The 16,752-nt window shown below is 54.8% G+C and carries 19 protein-coding genes; all 19 read right to left on the bottom strand.

Annotated features, from left to right (window positions below; genetic code table 11):
• Positions 1 to 12: 12 nt before the first annotated feature.
• Entirely contained in the window at positions 13 to 342 is a 330-nt protein-coding gene (locus tag NI21_RS0102860; protein WP_052083830.1) for a hypothetical protein, read from the bottom strand.
• A gap of 85 nt (positions 343 to 427) precedes the next feature.
• On the bottom strand, positions 428 to 736 hold the full coding sequence (locus tag NI21_RS0102855) for a DNA-binding transcriptional regulator (protein WP_033124731.1): 309 nt from the start codon (positions 734 to 736) through the stop codon (positions 428 to 430).
• Positions 737 to 750: 14 nt separating this feature from the next.
• On the bottom strand, positions 751 to 1,092 hold the full coding sequence (locus tag NI21_RS0102850; protein WP_033124730.1) for a hypothetical protein: 342 nt from the start codon (positions 1,090 to 1,092) through the stop codon (positions 751 to 753).
• Positions 1,093 to 1,400: 308 nt separating this feature from the next.
• Positions 1,401 to 2,024, bottom strand: coding sequence for a V-type ATP synthase subunit D (locus NI21_RS0102845; RefSeq protein ID WP_033124729.1), 624 nt, complete (start codon positions 2,022 to 2,024; stop codon positions 1,401 to 1,403).
• Positions 2,025 to 2,206: 182 nt separating this feature from the next.
• Positions 2,207 to 3,637: a V-type ATP synthase subunit B gene (locus tag NI21_RS0102840; protein ID WP_033124728.1), complete on the bottom strand. Its 1,431-nt coding sequence runs from the start codon at positions 3,635 to 3,637 to the stop codon at positions 2,207 to 2,209.
• Between the two features lie 17 nt (positions 3,638 to 3,654).
• Positions 3,655 to 5,427: a V-type ATP synthase subunit A gene (locus NI21_RS0102835; RefSeq protein WP_369792759.1), complete on the bottom strand. Its 1,773-nt coding sequence runs from the start codon at positions 5,425 to 5,427 to the stop codon at positions 3,655 to 3,657.
• Positions 5,414 to 6,001, bottom strand: coding sequence for a V-type ATP synthase subunit E (locus NI21_RS0102830; protein ID WP_242842799.1), 588 nt, complete (start codon positions 5,999 to 6,001; stop codon positions 5,414 to 5,416). Before NI21_RS0102830 ends, NI21_RS0102835 begins: the two co-directional genes overlap by 14 nt.
• An 18-nt stretch (positions 6,002 to 6,019) precedes the next feature.
• A complete protein-coding gene (locus NI21_RS0102825; protein ID WP_033124726.1) occupies positions 6,020 to 6,328 on the bottom strand; it encodes a V-type ATP synthase subunit F in 309 nt (102 codons plus the stop codon).
• Between the two features lies 1 nt (position 6,329).
• Positions 6,330 to 6,764 (bottom strand): ATP synthase subunit C, encoded by a 435-nt coding sequence (locus NI21_RS0102820; RefSeq protein ID WP_033124725.1) that lies wholly within the window; start codon positions 6,762 to 6,764, stop codon positions 6,330 to 6,332.
• Positions 6,765 to 6,766: 2 nt separating this feature from the next.
• On the bottom strand, positions 6,767 to 8,713 hold the full coding sequence (locus NI21_RS0102815; protein WP_033124724.1) for a V-type ATP synthase subunit I: 1,947 nt from the start codon (positions 8,711 to 8,713) through the stop codon (positions 6,767 to 6,769).
• On the bottom strand, positions 8,710 to 9,756 hold the full coding sequence (locus tag NI21_RS0102810; protein WP_033124723.1) for a V-type ATPase subunit: 1,047 nt from the start codon (positions 9,754 to 9,756) through the stop codon (positions 8,710 to 8,712). The genes NI21_RS0102815 and NI21_RS0102810 overlap by 4 nt, the downstream gene beginning before the upstream one ends.
• A 3-nt stretch (positions 9,757 to 9,759) precedes the next feature.
• A complete protein-coding gene (locus NI21_RS0102805) occupies positions 9,760 to 10,071 on the bottom strand; it encodes a hypothetical protein (RefSeq protein WP_033124722.1) in 312 nt (103 codons plus the stop codon).
• A gap of 136 nt (positions 10,072 to 10,207) precedes the next feature.
• Positions 10,208 to 10,639: a hypothetical protein gene (locus NI21_RS0102800; RefSeq protein ID WP_033124721.1), complete on the bottom strand. Its 432-nt coding sequence runs from the start codon at positions 10,637 to 10,639 to the stop codon at positions 10,208 to 10,210.
• A 156-nt stretch (positions 10,640 to 10,795) separates the two neighbouring features.
• Positions 10,796 to 11,590 carry a bifunctional hydroxymethylpyrimidine kinase/phosphomethylpyrimidine kinase gene (gene thiD / locus NI21_RS0102795; protein ID WP_033124720.1) on the bottom strand — a complete coding sequence of 265 codons (795 nt, stop codon included), beginning with the start codon at positions 11,588 to 11,590 and terminating at the stop codon, positions 10,796 to 10,798.
• The gene (locus tag NI21_RS0102790; protein ID WP_138302795.1) at positions 11,587 to 12,288 is read right to left on the bottom strand and encodes an HAD family phosphatase; all 702 of its coding nucleotides are present in this window, start codon (positions 12,286 to 12,288) and stop codon (positions 11,587 to 11,589) included. The genes thiD and NI21_RS0102790 overlap by 4 nt, the downstream gene beginning before the upstream one ends.
• Positions 12,285 to 12,914, bottom strand: a complete 630-nt coding sequence (thiE, locus tag NI21_RS0102785) for a thiamine phosphate synthase (RefSeq protein ID WP_033124718.1) — start codon at positions 12,912 to 12,914, stop codon at positions 12,285 to 12,287. The genes NI21_RS0102790 and thiE overlap by 4 nt, the downstream gene beginning before the upstream one ends.
• On the bottom strand, positions 12,901 to 13,719 hold the full coding sequence (gene thiM / locus NI21_RS0102780; protein WP_033124809.1) for a hydroxyethylthiazole kinase: 819 nt from the start codon (positions 13,717 to 13,719) through the stop codon (positions 12,901 to 12,903). The genes thiE and thiM overlap by 14 nt, the downstream gene beginning before the upstream one ends.
• Before the next feature lie 138 nt (positions 13,720 to 13,857).
• Positions 13,858 to 15,270, bottom strand: coding sequence for an NAD(P)/FAD-dependent oxidoreductase (locus NI21_RS0102775; protein ID WP_033124717.1), 1,413 nt, complete (start codon positions 15,268 to 15,270; stop codon positions 13,858 to 13,860).
• A gap of 24 nt (positions 15,271 to 15,294) precedes the next feature.
• Positions 15,295 to 16,668: an NCS2 family permease gene (locus NI21_RS0102770; protein ID WP_033124716.1), complete on the bottom strand. Its 1,374-nt coding sequence runs from the start codon at positions 16,666 to 16,668 to the stop codon at positions 15,295 to 15,297.
• Between the last annotated feature and the right edge of the window lie 84 nt (positions 16,669 to 16,752).

Genomic DNA, 16,752 nt, shown 5'->3' with positions numbered 1-16,752 from the left:
CATTTTAACTTCTCACTCCTGGGATGTGTTCTGCAGTTCCTCAAGCTGCTGCTTCAGCCGGGCGATCTCCTCATCCCGCTTGTCCAGCTCATGGTTCTTTTCCTTAAGTACAATATCTTTATCCGAAAGCTCCCGCCTCATCCCGTCAATCTCTTCCTGCATCTCATCGATCATATACTGGACTGTATTCCTGTCCAGCTCCTTCAGTTCCTTTGAGAACATCTCCATCACCTTCTCCACATTGCGGCACAGCTCATAGATCTCCTCGTATAGCTCCTTAAATTCCGGGTAGGACTCCAGGAGGGTCTCTATCTTAGTCGGGTCGTCTGTACTGAAGAACAAAAGCCATGCTTCCAGCTTGTTTCTGATACCTTTATTCTGCACAATTCCGGTAAATATGTCAAGTGCGATAAAGCAGTATGATTACTCACTGGACAAATGGAAATTCCCTGGTCAACTCCGGGTCCTTCTCCAGCATGGAGAGAAGTCTGCTGGCCGGACCAGATGGATGATTTCTGCCCCTCTCCCACGCTTCCACAGCCTTGACCGAGACTCCCATATACCCTGCAAACAGCTTTTGCGACATCCCGGTTTTCTGACGTATCCTTTTGATCTCAGAAGAAGAGTATATTTTTACGGGAGTAATCGTCACAACACGTCTCCGCAAATTTTTTTGCCTGGTGTCGTCCACTGCCTCGGACAATCCAGCCATAATGCTGCTATACACTTCACTCATACTTTACGCTCCTTTCATTGGCCGGTAAACGACCGTTCAAGAATTTGTATCATTTTTCTAATGCTGCTGCGTTCAGCTGCCGTAAGATTGTCTTTCCCTTTCTTTTCGTATATCGTGATAAGATAAATTATGCCGGCACCGGGGAAGTCAACGTAGCAGACTCTGGTACTCCTGCTTTTCCCCCTGCCCTCAAAGGAAAAACGCATTTTTCTCAGCTTCCCTGTCCCGCGGATGACCGGACCGGCTTTCGGATTGGTCAATATCTCATACTCCAGTCTGCGCAGATCATCGTCATCTAATCCAAAACTATCCCGACATTTTGAAAATTCTGTCGTCTGTATAAAGGTTCTCGTCATCCAGATTTCTCCTTACAATATACCCTATTAAATAGGGGTTGTCAATGTCATCAAAGACACCGTTTCTCTTTTGGTTCCATTCATTTACGGGTATGATCTCCGATACGGAAGCTCCGAAAATGAGAAAGCCCTGAGGCTTATAGATGTTCTCTCACGTTGAGAGATATTTCCGGCAGAAGAGCTCTGCCGACACAATATGAGTATACTATATAAGATAACATAAAAAGAGGAAGACAGCAAGAGATTTCCGCTGAAAAACTCTGCCATCTTCCTGATATATTCCGCTTATTCTGCCGGGGCATGGATTCCTATTCCGCCTTCTGCTTCCGGCTCTTGATCACCTTCAGCCTGGTGAATTCCTCCCGGTCCTTCTCCTCCAGGGCGTTGTTGATGTCATGGACGAGAGTGGTGTACATGGGGATCGTGATATTCTGGAGGGCGTTGGCCCTCTTCTGGGTCTTCTTGATGTTGGTGGCAAGACGGTAGGCCGCGTTCTCCACCATGGAGAGCTTCACCGTCAGATCCTTCACCTTGCGGAAGGCGTCCACTGCCCGGTCCACTGACTCTCTTGTGGTGCTGAAGGCGTAGGTGGGCACCGGCGTCTGCGGCGTGTATTTCACATGGGGTATCTCCGTCCCCATAATGCTCCTCGTCTGGATCACAATGGAGTCCTCGATGGGCACCGTGTAGGCAATCTGGGAGACCATGCTGATCCCGTTCTCGATGTTGGCCTTCTGCAGGCACTGGTAGGCGTAAGTGAAGGTGCTGTCAATCTCCTCCTGGATGCTGCGGGCCTGGTCGATGAGCTCCATCAGCTCCCGGATCAGGATGTTCCTCTTCTTATCCATCAGCTCATAGCCCTGCTGGGCCAGAGCCAGCGAATTCTTGGCCAGCATCAGGTTGCCCTTTGTGGGAAATGTGCGCGGATCCATGAAACTCCTCCCTTCCTGGTATATCCGATGTTATTCATAAAACAGCAATGCCATCCGCGGGAACGTCCTCCAGCCGTTCCCGCGGATGATGGCGGAGCGCCATATGCAAGGTACAGGAAAACGTATGGACAAATAAATTTGTCCTTCCCTTTTCCCGCACCTTGCGCATTGCTTATCCGTTGTCACATATTTGCGATGGATCCAAGGCTGGCACTTGTGGTGACGCCCTCGTCCCGCTTGGTGGGATGATAGTATTTGTCCAGTATCTTCGTGTCCACACGGTCCAGCTCCTCCTTGGGGAGACGCCCCAAGAGCTCCCAGCCAAGGTTCAGGGTCTCCTCAATGGTCCGGTTCTCGTCGGGGCCCTGTCCGATGTATTTCTCTTCAAACTCTTTTCCAAAGGCCAGATACTCCTTGTCTATGGGAGACAGCTCATCCTCGCCGATGACAGAGGCCAGGTTCCGTGCGTCTCCTACCTTGGCGTAGGCGGAAAAGAGCTGGTTTGCCAGATCCTGGTGATCCTCCCGGGTGTAGCCCTCCCCGATGCCATCCTTCATGAGACGGGACAGGGATGGAAGGACGCTGATGGGTGGGTAAATGGACTGGCCATTGAGGCTCCGGTCCAGCACGATCTGCCCCTCTGTAATGTAGCCTGTCAGGTCCGGAATGGGGTGGGTGATGTCGTCGTTTGGCATAGTCAGGATGGGAATCTGGGTCACAGACCCGTTCACTCCCTGGACAATGCCCGCCCTCTCGTAGATGGCGGCCAGCTCACTGTACAGATAGCCGGGATAACCCTTCCTGCTGGGGATCTCTCCCTTGGAGGAGGAGACCTCTCGCATGGCCTCCGCAAAGGAGGTCATATCCGTCAGGATAACAAGGATGTGCATATTCTGTTCAAAGGCCAGATACTCAGCCACGGTGAGCGCCACCTTTGGGGTGATAAGACGCTCCACCACCGGGTCGTTGGCAAGGTTCAGGAACATGGCCACATGGTCCGCCACTCCGCTCTCCTCAAAGGTCCTGCGGAAGAAATCCGCCACGTCGTGCTTGACGCCCATGGCCGCAAACACGATGGCAAACTCCTCGTCCGAGTCCTCCCCCAGGGAGGCCTGCTTCACGATCTGGGCGGCAAGCTGGTCGTGGGGAAGCCCGTTGCCGGAAAAGATGGGCAGCTTCTGTCCCCGGATCAGCGTGGTCAGCCCGTCGATGGCTGAGATGCCGGTGCGGATATAGTTCCTTGGATATTCCCTTTTTACCGGGTTGAGGGGCAGTCCGTTTACATCCCGTTTCAGCTTTGAGACAATGGGGCCCAGGTCATCAATGGGCTGGCCGATGCCGTTGAAGGTCCGCCCCAGCATATCTTTGGAGAGGGTGATCTCCATGGGACGGCCTGTAAGGCGGGTGTGGGTGTTCTTGAGGGACATGTTCTCCGAGCCCTCAAACACCTGGATCACAGCCTTGTCCTCGTACAGCTCTATGATGCGGCCGATCCGCCGCTCACTGCCGTTAATGATAAACTCCACGATCTCGTCGTAGAAGGCGTCCTGGACACCCTCCAGCGCGATCAGGGGGCCGTTGATACTGCTAAGTCCCAGATATTCTATTGGCATAATTCTTTCTTCCCCCTTTATGCGTTTTTCTCCAGCACGCGCTGGTAGAAGCTGTCGATGTCCCGCTTATACTGGGCAAACATCTCCAGGCGGTCGTTGGGCACATCGTACTTGATGGCAATGACCCGCTCAAAGATATTTTCTGATTTCAGCACAGACATGGGATGGCCCATGGTCACAAGGGCTCTGGCCTGCTTATAGAGATACAGGATGGTGTCCATCATAAGGAACTGCTTTTCCATGGACACACAGGTGTCATCCTTGTGAAAGGCGTTCTGCTGCAGGAAGCCCAGCCGGATCACTCTGGCGATCTCCAGGATCAGCTTCTGGTCGTCGGGCAGCACGTCACTTCCGATCAGCTTCACGATCTCCAGCAGACTGCTCTCCTGGTTGAGGATAGCCATGAGCCGGTTCCGGTAGTCGATGAACTTGGGTGACACATTGTCCTGGTACCAGGGCGCCAGATCCGTCAGATACTCGCTGTAGCTGGAGAGCCAGTGGATGGCCGGAAAATGCCTGGCGTAGGCAAGGCTCTTGTCCAGCCCCCAGAAGCAGCGCACAAAACGCTTTGTGTTCTGGGTCACAGGCTCAGAGAAATCTCCTCCCTGGGGGGACACGGCGCCGATAATGCTGACGGAACCGTCTGTGCCGTTTAAGTTGTGCATCATGCCCGCCCTCTCGTAGAAGGCGGAGAGGCGGGATGCCAGGTAGGCCGGGAAGCCCTCCTCGGCCGGCATCTCCTCCAGACGTCCGGAGAGCTCTCTTAAGGCCTCCGCCCACCGGGAGGTGGAGTCCGCCATGATGGCCACATCGTAGCCCATATCCCTGTAGTACTCCGCCAGGGTGAGCCCTGTGTAAATGCTGGCCTCACGGGCGGCCACAGGCATGTTAGAGGTGTTGGCGATGAGGGTGGTCCGGTCCATCAGAGGGTTGCCGGTCCTTGGGTCTGTCAGCTCCCCGAACTCCTCCAGCACCTGGGTCATCTCGTTGCCACGCTCACCGCATCCGATGTAGATGATGATATCCGCGTCCGACCACTTGGCAATCTGGTGCTGAGTCATGGTCTTTCCGGTTCCAAATCCTCCCGGGATGGCCGCGGTGCCTCCCTTGGCGATAGGGAACATAGTGTCTATGATCCTCTGCCCCGTGACAAGGGGGACAGAGGCGCCGCACCGCTGGCTCACGGGGCGGGCCTTGCGGATGGGCCACTTCTGGGCCATGGGGATCTGGCTTTGGGTCCCGTTTCCGGCCTGCAGTGTGAGAAGGGGCTCCTCGATAGTGTAGCTGCCATCGCTGACCACCGAGACAACCGTCCCCTCCAGATCCGGGGGCACCATGCACTTGTGGACAATGGCCCTTGTCTCAGGCACCTCCGCGAAGATGTCCCCGCCGTGAAGGTAATCCCCCTCCTTCACCGTAATGTGGGTCTCCCACTTTTTCTCCCTGTCCAGGAAGTCCACGGCCGCTCCCCTTGTGATGAAGGCGCCGCCGATATCCGCGATCCTCTCCAGGGGGCGCTCGATGCCGTCAAATATATTGTTCAGGATGCCGGGGGCCAGGGTCACGGACACCGGTCCCCCCGAGGCCTCCACGGTCTCGCCGGGGCGCAGTCCGCTGGTCTCCTCGTACACCTGGATGGTGGTCCGGTCCTTGTCAAGGGCGATGACCTCTCCCACCAGTCTCTCTTCTCCCACATAGACCATCTCTGACATGGAGAAGCCTGTGTTTCCCTTCAGATAAATGACCGGTCCGTTGATGCCGTAGATTTTTCCCGTCTTAACCAATGTCATCACCTCCTGAGAACACAAATTTGTCATACTCGTTGGCAAGGGCGGTCTTGAAGGAGTGGTCGATGAGGATATTTCTTCCCCTGAGCACAGCCCGCATGCCTCCTGTGAAATCCTCGGCGCTGACTGTCAGGGCCGTCCCTGTCTCGCGCTCCAGCCTCTCTTTCTTGTCCGCGTCGGAGGGATTGATGTAGAGCGTCATCTCCTCGCCGGCCGCGAAATCCAGAGCGCTTCGTATGCACTTTACAAGGAAGCCGTCATAGTCCGCTGTCTTCATAAACTCCCGGACAAGCTCCTCTGCCTCTGCAAAGAGTTTGTCCTTCAGCTCCTGCTGAACCTTGCCCTGCTCCCGCTTCAGATCCAGCTGGGCCTTTGCCATGGCCTGGTTCTTCTGCTGCCTGGCATTGGTGCTCTCCGCCCGCACCCGCGTCTGAGACTGGCGGACAGCCTCTCTTTTGTGATCCTCAAACACCTTTTCAAGGGCCGCCTTATAGGCGCTGATGATCTCATTTCCCTCCGCCCGGGCCTCCTCCATGGAGACTGCCTGTATGTGGGCGATTTTTTCTTCTACTGTCAAGAGGTATCCCTCCTTTGTTTATAGTTTCAGCCCGATCGCTTCCGTGATATATGATGTGATAAAGTCCTTGCTGCGGCCGGTTCCGTGCCTGTCGGGTATCTCCACAAGAAGGGGCATCTTCCGCTCCAGCCGGAACTTGTCGATCATGTCCGGGAACTCCCGGCCCAGCTTCTCTGTGAGAAGCACAATGCCCACTGTCTTGTCCTGCAGGACATCCTGGAGCGCTCCGTAAAGCTCCTCCCTCTCGTGGACGACCACGCCGTCCACCCCTGCCAGGCGCATACCCGTATAAGTGTCTACATTATCACTGATGAGATACATTTTCATCCTACAGCTGTCCCAGGATCATGAAGGAGATGATAAGCCCGTAGAGGCAGACACCTTCCGCAAGTCCCACGAAGATCAGCGACTTGCCCAGCACGCTGGAGTCCTCGCTGATGGCCCCCAGAGCCGCGCTGGCAGCGCTGGCCACGGCGATACCGCCTCCGATACAGGATAAACCGGTTACCAGAGCGGCGGCGATATAGCCAAGTCCTGTGGCATTGGACGCCGCCTGGGCGGCCGCGTCCGCAGCCTGCACGTCAGCCCCATGGAACATCATGATGCTGCCGATGATGCAGGCGCCGAAGAAGAAAAATATGTTTGTCGCGAGGGCGGCCTTGTAGCGCCCCTTCTTCTTCTCCCCCAGCAGGTAGTACCCGAAGGGGATGATGATACTTAAGATCAGTGCTGCGATGAGAATGAGTCTGGATGCAAGAGTCATAATTAAGCTCCTCCTTTATTTTTGTTCTTTTTCGTATATGGATCAAACGCCCGTCCGCTTCCCTTGTAGAAGCGGCTGAACATTTCGTAGTACTCCAGACGGAGAACCTGGATGCCGACTACCAGGCCTTCCATCAGGCACACAAACAGGTTGCCCAGGACAATGACGACCCAGTTGGGACTTCCCTCCTCCGCTCCTGCCAGCATCAGCACCACCTCCATCATGGCGGCGTGGCTGACGGCAAAGGCTCCGATACGGACAAAGGAGAGGGTGTTGGAAAAGTAGCTCAGCAGCGTCTCGAAGAGCTCGAAAAATCCCTGTACAAGGAACATCACCGCCCCCTCTTCCTGCTTTGCCTTCCTCTTTTTCAGCCTGTCTGTGATGGGCTTTCCAAAGAGGATGAGGAGCAGCGGCAGCCCGAACATGACTGCCAGCACTATCCCCGCCGGCGTGCTGTGGCCGGTCATGAAAAGGACGATCACCGCCACCACCGAGGCGTAGAACACAAGTCCCGCCACCCCGTTGGCGTCAAACCAGGTTCCCTGGGTATCGTGCTCCCTCAGGCCGTTGACGATATGCAGGATCATGGCTATGATAATGATCCCCATTCCAAAGGCCACAGACACGATGAACACCGTGTTCAGCTTGCCCACAAAGGGAAGGGTGGTCATGTGGTCAATGGGCCGCAGCCACAGCGGCTTTATGATGTCCTCAAATCCAAAAATACTCCCGAACATAAATCCAAAGATCGTGGAGAAGACTCCCGCCGTGGCGATGATACCCGCCAGGGGTGCCTTTTTGAAATGGTAGATCAGCGCTCCCACTATGACCAGGAGAAGCCCCTGCCCCACATCTCCGAACATGACGCCAAAGATAAAGGAGTAGGTGATCCCCACGAACACGGTGGGGTCGATCTCCCCGTGAGCCGGAAGGCCGTACATCCGCACAAACATCTCAAAGGGCTTGAAGATCTTCGGGTTCTCCAGCTTGGTGGGGGGCTCCCCGAAGTAGCTGTCATGGTCGTCCTCCACCACGATGAAGATCTTGTCGTCGTCCTTGGACTCCTCCATGAATTTCTCCACGTCGTCGTCCGCCATCCAGCCGCAGAGGATGTAGTAGTCCTCCTTCTTGTCCGCCACCCTGGCGGCCATCTTTCGCACGTCAAAGTTGTGCGCCAGCTCCTCCAGCCGGTTCCGGGCCGCCACCAGCCGGGGGGCCTTCTCGCCCAGCATCTTCGCAGCCTCCTTGTCTATGTCGTCCATCTCCTTCTGGATGTCAAATATCTGCTGTGTCAGATCCCGGCAGGCCTGCTCCGGCGTCCCCTTGTACTGGGGCGGGATCTCAATTCGCTCAAAGTGGAGGGACCGGAATACGGCGTCCACCTTCTGGGCCTCCCCCGGAGAGACAAAATAGGCGCCGTATACGCTGCTCTCGTCCTGCTGCCCCTTCACAAAGATGGCTCCCAGGTCGTTCATGAGATATTTTTCCATCTTCTGATACTGCTCCGCCGGCAGCTTTCCGAACCGGCAGGTAATGTACTTAAAGGAAAGGATTTTCCCCAGGTCCCCGTCCATGGGCCGGAAGGGCTCGATGACCTTCTGCTTTGCCTGCAGCTCCTCCTGCTTCCTCTTCAGCACATCCTTTCGGGACTGGAAGGTGAGGTACTCCTCGTTGGTCGCCCGGATCAGCTCAAATATGTCATCCAGCCCCATGGATGTATCCGGCGTGATCTTCTCCGGCTCGCTCAAATACCCCACATACTGCTGGGCCTTCAGAAGGGCGTCCCTGTAGGGGTTGATCTCCACAAAGGGCCGCAGGTTCTCCACGGTCTTCAGCTCCGAGAGGGCTGACTCGAGCTGGATCTCGTACCTGGACAGATACAGGTCCATCACCCGGTCAATGTCGTCTCTGGGCCCTGATATATTGATAAATTTCATTTTCACGATCATAATTTGCGACCTCCCACATACTGTAGTGTCTCATCTGGCGAAACGCCGTAGCGGACGCACTCCATAGCTGTTGTCAGCTTCTCCAGCTCCTGCTCCTTCAAAAAGAGATAGGTGTTGATGCAGGCAATGGAATACGGATTGTTCCTGCGGTCCGTCAGATAGAGATGATACAGGCAGTCCCCATACATTTTTTCTATTGTATATTCATCTGAAAAATGACTGTGCCGGGCGTAGGCTGTCTTTGCAACGGCCCTGTCAAAATCCTCCATCGTCTCGGCCTCCACCATCTCCTGCACCAGCTCTGTCCGCAGCTTGTAGTGGATGGGTATGAGCAGCGCGTAGATGTCTGCCGGCGCCAGGCTGAAATACTTCTTGGCCCGGTAGATCCACTGAATGTTCAGAAGGTTGATCTTGGAGCCGCAGTCCCTGGTGAAAATCTCCAGCTCTTTCTTTTTCAGCACTTTTTTCCTGCCCTTCCACATAGTCGTAAAATAGTACAGGTTCAAAGCCAGGTCATAGTCAAAAAGAGTCACCGCCCGCCCGTCCCGCATTTTTTTCAAAGTCTCATAGTACTCCGTGTCACGCAGGTTCTCGATGAGCTCATCCGTGGTCCTGGACCGGATCAGCCTTTCGATGGAAATCCGGGAATACCTGTCAAAAAATTCCTTCTTGTAGTTCAGGTCAAAGGGCTCCTGGTAGTGGTTGATGACAATGCGGAGGCAGTAGTTGATCAGCTCCACCTCATACCGTTTCAGATACAGCCGCAGGAACTTCCTCTGCTCCAGGCTGCAGAACCGGTAAATCTTCGTGTAGTCGTGATAGAGGGAGAGCTGCAGGAGCTTCTCAATATTTCCCCTGTGGATCAGCTCCGGATCCAGGCTCTCCAGCACCTCCTTGTAGGTGGAATTCCGGATCAGCCAGGAGACCACCTCCGGCACGCTCTTCATGGCTGCAATCTCCTCAAAATTCCCCGGTCCCAGAAGCTTCGCCTCCATAGCCCTCACCTTTGTGGCAATGCCGCTGTAAGCAAGTAAATTTCCCATAGGCTACACCTCTGTGATCCGCTCCAGGATCTCCCTGGCATACCTTGTATGGTTTGCCTCATACTCCTGCCGCAGGAGCTGGATAGAGTTCTGGCTTCCCGCCGACTGTCCGTGAAGGAGCCGCTTCTTTTCCCCCTCCAGCTCATCCCGGATCGCCTGCAGCTTTCGCTGTGTCTTCTCCTCCAGTTCCTCGTCAAAGGCCTTCCTCTTCTCTTCGTACTCCTTGTCCAGAGCCGCCTTCTGCTCCTCCGCATGGGAGACAATGGCAGAAGCGGCCTCTTCAATTTCAGTCAATTTGTTGATAACAGAGTCCATAACAAGCCTCCTTTTTGTACGAAATGCCAATTTACCCTAATGGTACACCTTTTGCGCAAAAAAAGCAAAGGATTTTGGAAATATTTCAGTATATTAAAAAAACGCTGGTTCCATATCTGAAATCAGCGCCTTACCTTTATAAATACACTTTCAAATCCTTTGCGAACTGCTCCTCCAGCTTCACCAGCTTTTCCGCCACGGATCGGCTCTCCCGGGAGGCCTCCTTATACCTGTTGGCTGCCTCTGTGATCCCCTGGACGCCCATGTTGCAGCCGTCCATGAGGAGCCCCGCGATCCTGCTGCTGCTCTCGTCCATCATCAGCTTCACGTTGGTAGTGATCCAGGACATGGCCGATGCGGCCAGCCCTGCCGGCGGCGCCCCCTCTCCTTCTTTTGCCAGAAGGGCTCCGCTCTCCTCCTCCAGATCTCTGTGCTTCTTTCTGTAGCCACTGATCAGCTCCTTCAGCTTCCTGTCCTTTACGTGCTCCTGGATCTGATCTATGCTGCCTATGGCCATCTTACACCCCTTGCTGCACTCCTCCAAAAGCTTTCTTGTCTGCTCACCCATACATCCACGACTCCTTTTTATCATATTTGCTTGCCGCACTGTCCCCGGCACCTGTCCTGCCGGCTCCGGCATGCCGGGCCGGCGAAGGTCCCCGATACAGATAGTATGGGCCAGAATACGCCTTTATATACTCTGGAGGAAAATTTTCTTCTCTGTCTACAGCTCGATCTCCGGGATCCCATAGCCGTGGTTCATGGGACCGCTCCCCTTGCCAAGGTCAAGGCCTGCCCGAAGAGCTCCGGAGATATAGGCCTTTGCCCTGCGGATGCTCTCCTCCATGGAAAAGCCCTTGGCCAGATTGCTGGCAATGGCCGAGGACAGGGTGCATCCGGTGCCGTGGGTGTTGGAGTTGTCGATGCGCTCTCCCCGCAGCCAGACCAGCTTTCCCTGATCATACAGCAGGTCGTTGGCGTCGCTGACCTGGTGTCCCCCCTTGATCAGCACCGCCCCCGGGTACAGCTCTCCCAGCCGGCAGGCCGCCTCCTCCATCTGCTCTTCACTGACGATGGACATTCCTGTCAGCACCTCCGCCTCCGGGATGTTGGGGGTGATCACTGACGCCAGCGGCAAAAGTCTCTCCATAAGCGCCGCCTGGGCATCCTCCTTGAGGAGCCTGCTGCCGCTTGTGGATACCATCACCGGGTCCACCACGATATTGGAAGCCTTCCACTTTGTAAGGCTGTCCCCGATCACCTGGATGAGGGGTACGGAGGAGACCATGCCGATCTTCACCGCGTCCGGAAAAATATCTGAAAAGACACAGTTAAGCTGGCTCTCAAGAAACTCCGGCGTGGACTCCATAATTCCGTACACGCCGGTGGTATTCTGGGCCGTCAGGGCCGTCACCGCGCTCATAGCATACACCCCGTTTGCCTCCATGGTCTTAATGTCCGCCTGGATGCCTGCGCCTCCGCTGCAGTCGCTCCCGGCTATAGTCAGCACACACTTCATTTTTCAATCTCCTTCATCTGTCTGTAGTCTGTAATGTACACATCCGCCTCCGCCCGGATCTGCTCCATCTCCTCCGCGGCGGACTTATCCTCCACGGCCACGGTGTAAAATCCGGCCTGTCTGGCGTTGCATATCCCCTTTAAAATATCCTCGAACACAATGCTCCTCTGGGGCTCTGTCCCCAGCCTTTTGGCCGCCAGGCAGTATACCTCCGGCGTGTCCTTCCCGTGGGGCGTCTCCGACGAGAGGGCAAAGGTGTGGAAATAGTCGTAGACTCCGTTGTTTTTGAGAGCCGCCTCAAAGAGCACCGGCTCCGAGGATGTGGCCGCGGCGATCTTCACACCTGCCCGATGCAGGTACTCCAGGTATTCCGCCGCGTGGGGCTTCAGGCCGATCTCCTTCTCGTACATCCCCCTGGCCAGGGCATACCACTCCTCCATGATGGCCGCCTCGCTCTCCGCCATGGCGTACCGCTCCTTTGTGTAGGCTGCCGCCTGGGGAAAATTCATATTGGTCAGGGCCTTCAGGTAGCTCTCCTCAACGGGAAGGCCGTGATTTGCAAGGAACCTGCCGTCTACGCTCTCCCAGATCCACATGGAGTCCAGGATCGTCCCGTCCAGGTCAAACACTGCGCCCTCCCACATTTTTCCGTTGTACTTTATCATTCCCTGGTTCCTCTCCTGCCATTCTCGTTTCAACTGCGAAAGCCTTCTGACAGCTCCCTGGCCGCCTTTTCAATATCCTCCGCCGCGATCACTGCCGACACCACGGCCAGGCCGTCAATGCCAATGCCCTTAAAGTTCTGATAGGTATGCTGGTTGATGCCGCCGATCACCACGATAGGAATATCCACAGCCGCCCGGATCCGAAGAAGCTCCTCCCTGGAGGTGACATCCGCGTCCTCCTTTGTACTGGTAGCGTACATGGCTCCCACTCCCAGGTAGTCCGCCCCGTCTGCGGCCGCCTTCACGGCCTCCTCCACACACCCGGCAGATACGCCGACTACTTTGTCCGGTCCCAGGATCCTCCTGACCTCCTTTGCCGGAAGATCGTCCTGTCCCACGTGGACGCCGTCCGCATCCACAGCCAGGGCAATGTCCACCCGGTCGTTGATGATGAGAGGTACCTGGTATCTGTCCGTGATCTTCTTGACCTTTTTCGCGGTCTCATAAAACTCCAGGGACGTGCAGTCCTTCTCCCGGAGCTGCACCACGGTGCAGCCTCCTCTGACTGCCTGCTCTACCGCTTCTTCCAAAGTGTCTGTGCTCATAAGTCCCCGGTCCGTGCACAGATATAATGTATAATCAATCTTATCCTTCTTCAATTTCTGCTCTCTCCCTTATACTTTTTTCGTTCAGGCCTCCCACGGCATCCAGGAGGGCTATATGAAAGCTGCCGCATCCTAAATGTCCTGCCTTCTCAAAGGCCGTCTCCCCGGCGATCCCCATGGATGCCAGAGCAGCCACAGCAGCGGGGAAGGCATCTCCTCTTTCTGCTCCGGCAAAGGCCCCTGCCAGGGCGCTGGTCATACAGCCGGTCCCGGTCACCCTGGCCATCATGGAGCTGCCGCCCCGGATCCTGGCCGTCCGTCTTCCGTCAGTCACCACGTCCACCTCGCCGGTCACTGCCACAGTGCAGCCAAGTCGCCTGGCCGCCGCCAGGGCCGCCTCTGTCCGGTCGATCCCCCGGTCCGCCTCGGATACGTCCACCCCCTTTTCACGGGAGGCAAGGCCCGCCGCAAAGGAGACTTCCGACACATTGCCACGCAGGATGTCCACTCTGACCTCCCGGATGAGGCTTTCTGCCATCTCTCTTCTAAGCCGGGAGGCGCCTGCCCCCACCGGGTCCAGGATCACGGGAATTCCTTTTTCATTGGCCCTCCTGCCGGCACGGATCATGGCCTCCAGCTTCCGCCTGGAGGGGGTTCCCATGTTGAGGACAAGGGCGGAGGCCGCAGCCGCGATCTCCTCCGTCTCCTCCGGGTCGTCCGCCATGATGGGGGAGGCCCCTATGGCCAGGAGGATGTTGGCGCAGTCGTTGGCGGTCACATAGTTGGTGATGCAGTGGACAAGGGGCCTTCTCCTTTGCAGTCTGTCCAGCAGCAGCGCCGCCTGCTCCGCCATGGACATACCGCCTCTCTCCCGTCTCTCTTCCCCGTTCATGCCGTTCTCCCTCCTCTTTCTTTTTTCCCGGTTGTACCGGAAAATTAGTTACAGTATAACGCCCGGCCTGTAAAAATACAAGAGCCGGGCGTTGTCATGCAGGAGCTATGCCTGCGTATTCTCTTTTCGCTCTGCGTCGATACATTCCGCCACACACAGCCCGTTGGCAGAGGCCTGCATCAGCCCTCTTGTGATGGATGCGCCGTCCCCCATGGCGTAGAGCCCTGGAAGGGAGGTGCGGAACTGTCTGTCCGTCACCACCTTGTTGGAGTAAAACTTCACCTCCACGCCGTAGAGCAGGGTCTCATCGCTGGCAATGCCGGGCGTCACCTTATCCAGAGCCTCTATCATCTCCTGGATGGCTGTCATGATCCGGTGAGGCAGCACAAGGGAGAGATCCCCGGGCACTGCATCCTTCAGGGTTGGCACTACATTGCTTCGCACAAGCCGCTCCTCGGTTGTCCGCCGTCCCCTCTTCAGATCCCCGTACCTCTGCACAAGGATCTTTCCACCGCTCAGCATATTTCCAAGCTGGGCAATGTGTTTTCCATATTCAATGGGGGACTTGAAGGGCTCGGTAAAATTCTTGGACACGAGGAGGGCAAAATTGGTGTTCCGCGTCTTCATGTCCCGGGACTTGTAGGCGTGTCCGTTTACCACAGCCAGTCCGCCGTCGTAGTACTCTGTGGCCACCTCCCCTGAGGGGTTGGTGCAGAACACCCGCACCTTGTCGTCAAATGTGGGGGTATAGTAGACAAGCTTGGCCTCGTAGAGCTTCTCGTTCAGCTCCTTCATGACCTCGTCCCGGACCTCCACCCGGACACCCACGTCCACTGTGCCGCTCTTTGTCTGGATCTGGTGGTTTTCACACAGCCTTGCAAACCATTCGGAGCCCTCTCTTCCCACGCCGGCCGCGATAGCCCCGGCGCGGTACTCCTGTCCGTCCTCCGTCACAACGCCCACGGCCCGGCCGTCCTCCACCAGGATATCCCGGACCATAGTGCGGAATAAAATCTCCACACCCGCGTCCAGCAGATGCTGCTGGAGCCTTGCGTAAATCTTGTAGCCTTCCTCTGTCCCCAGATGGCGGATGGGACATTCGATGAGCTTCAGATTGGCGCGGATGGCCTTTGTCCGTATGGTGTCAATGGCATCCGGGTCATCGATACCATAGACCTTTTTGTCCGCGCCGAATTTCAGATAGATCTCATCTGCCCTGCGGATCAGCTCCTGTGTCCTGTCATACCCCAGTATTTCCGGCAGGGTGCCTCCCACATCCGGGGAGAGGGACAGCTTTCCATCGGAGAAGGCCCCCGCCCCGGCAAAGCCGGTGGTGATGGAGCAGGGACGGCATCCCACACATTCCTTTGTCACCCGCTTGGGGCAGGAGCGGTCCTCTATGGACCGCCCTTTCTCGATCATCAGTATCTCTATGTCCGGATCCAGCTCTTTCAGGCGGCAGGCGCAGAAGATCCCGGACGGGCCTGCCCCGATAATGATCACGTCATATTTTTTCATAACTTGTCCTTTCCATTGTACAAATTAAATCAATATATATTTTATCAGCAGGATCGCCATGAGAATATACATCAGCAGTGTTATTCTTTTCTTTTTGGCGTTACCACATACGACATTAATTATAACATATGAAATAATACCCATTGCAATACCCTCTGAGATACTGTACATAAAAGGCATAGCGATTATAGCAATAAAACAGGGAATTGTCTCCGTCATATCCTCAAAATCCAGCTTGGTAATAGATGTCATCATCAGAAAACCAACAACAACCAGTGCCGGTGCCGTCGCAAATGACGGGATAGCCAGAAAAACAGGAGACAAGAAAAGTGCCGCCAAAAAAAGCAGGCCCGTTATGATCGCCGTCAGGCCCGTACGCCCTCCTTCTTCTACTCCTGAGGCACTTTCTATATAGGTGGTTGTAGTGGATGTACCAAATACGGCTCCGACTGTTGTAGCAATTGCATCAGCAGTCAGCGCACCTTTTATATGAGGCAGCTTTCCATCTTTGTCCAACAAATCGGCCCTCCCAGCTATTCCGATCAGTGCTCCCAATGTATCAAACATGTCCACAAAAAGAAACGCGGCCATAACAACTAAAAATTCCAAAGAGAAAACCTGCGAAAAATCAAATTTCATAAAAGTAGGCGCAAGACTCGGTACAGAGATACCACCTGAAAAATCCGGCAGCAGGCTGGGAGCGCCTTCACCTGGTGTATATACCCCCGTCAGCTGACAGATAATCCCCAATCCCCAAGTGATCAAAATTCCCCACAGAATATTTCCTTTCACCTTTTTTATCACTAAAACAGATGTAATCAGAATCCCTATCAGCCCCAGTACAACTGTAATTCCTTCACGGTTAAACATTCCCTCATCAATAGAATTTTTAAAAGAGTATATTTTAACAAGAGTCGTGCTATCCACAACAATCTTTGCATTTTGCAGCCCTATAAACGCAATGTAAATTCCTACGCCTACAGAAACCGCATTTTTGAGATTCTGAGGAATTGCATTAAACAAAGCCTCTCTGACATGAGACAAGGACAATATAATAAATATGATTCCTTCTATAAAAACTGCCGCCAATGCCATCTGCCATGTATATCCCATGCTTTGTACAACAGTATACACAAAATAGGCATTCAGTCCCATACCAGGAGCAAGGGCAACCGGGTAATTTGACAGCAATGCCATAGCCCACGTTCCGACAAATGCAGCCAGAGCAGTCGCCGTAAAAACAGCTCCTTTATCCATCCCCGTCTCCGAAAGAAGCGATGGATTAACCGCAAGAATGTATGACATAGTCATAAATGTAGTGATTCCCGCAACAAGTTCTGTCCTTATATTTGTATTATTGTCGCTCAGATGAAAAATTTTATCTAACTGCTTCTTCATTTTCTTCCTCTCTTCCACAATATCTGATAATCTATACAGAAACCAAGGTGCGACATACCTTTTCCTATACCGCACCTTGCTCTG

The sequence above is a fragment of the Eubacterium sp. ER2 genome (genome assembly GCF_000765215.1).
Taxonomy (GTDB): domain Bacteria; phylum Bacillota; class Clostridia; order Lachnospirales; family Lachnospiraceae; genus Claveliimonas; species Claveliimonas intestinigallinarum.
Note: the sequence above shows the minus strand (reverse complement) of the source record. Positions and strands in the feature narration are given on the sequence as shown.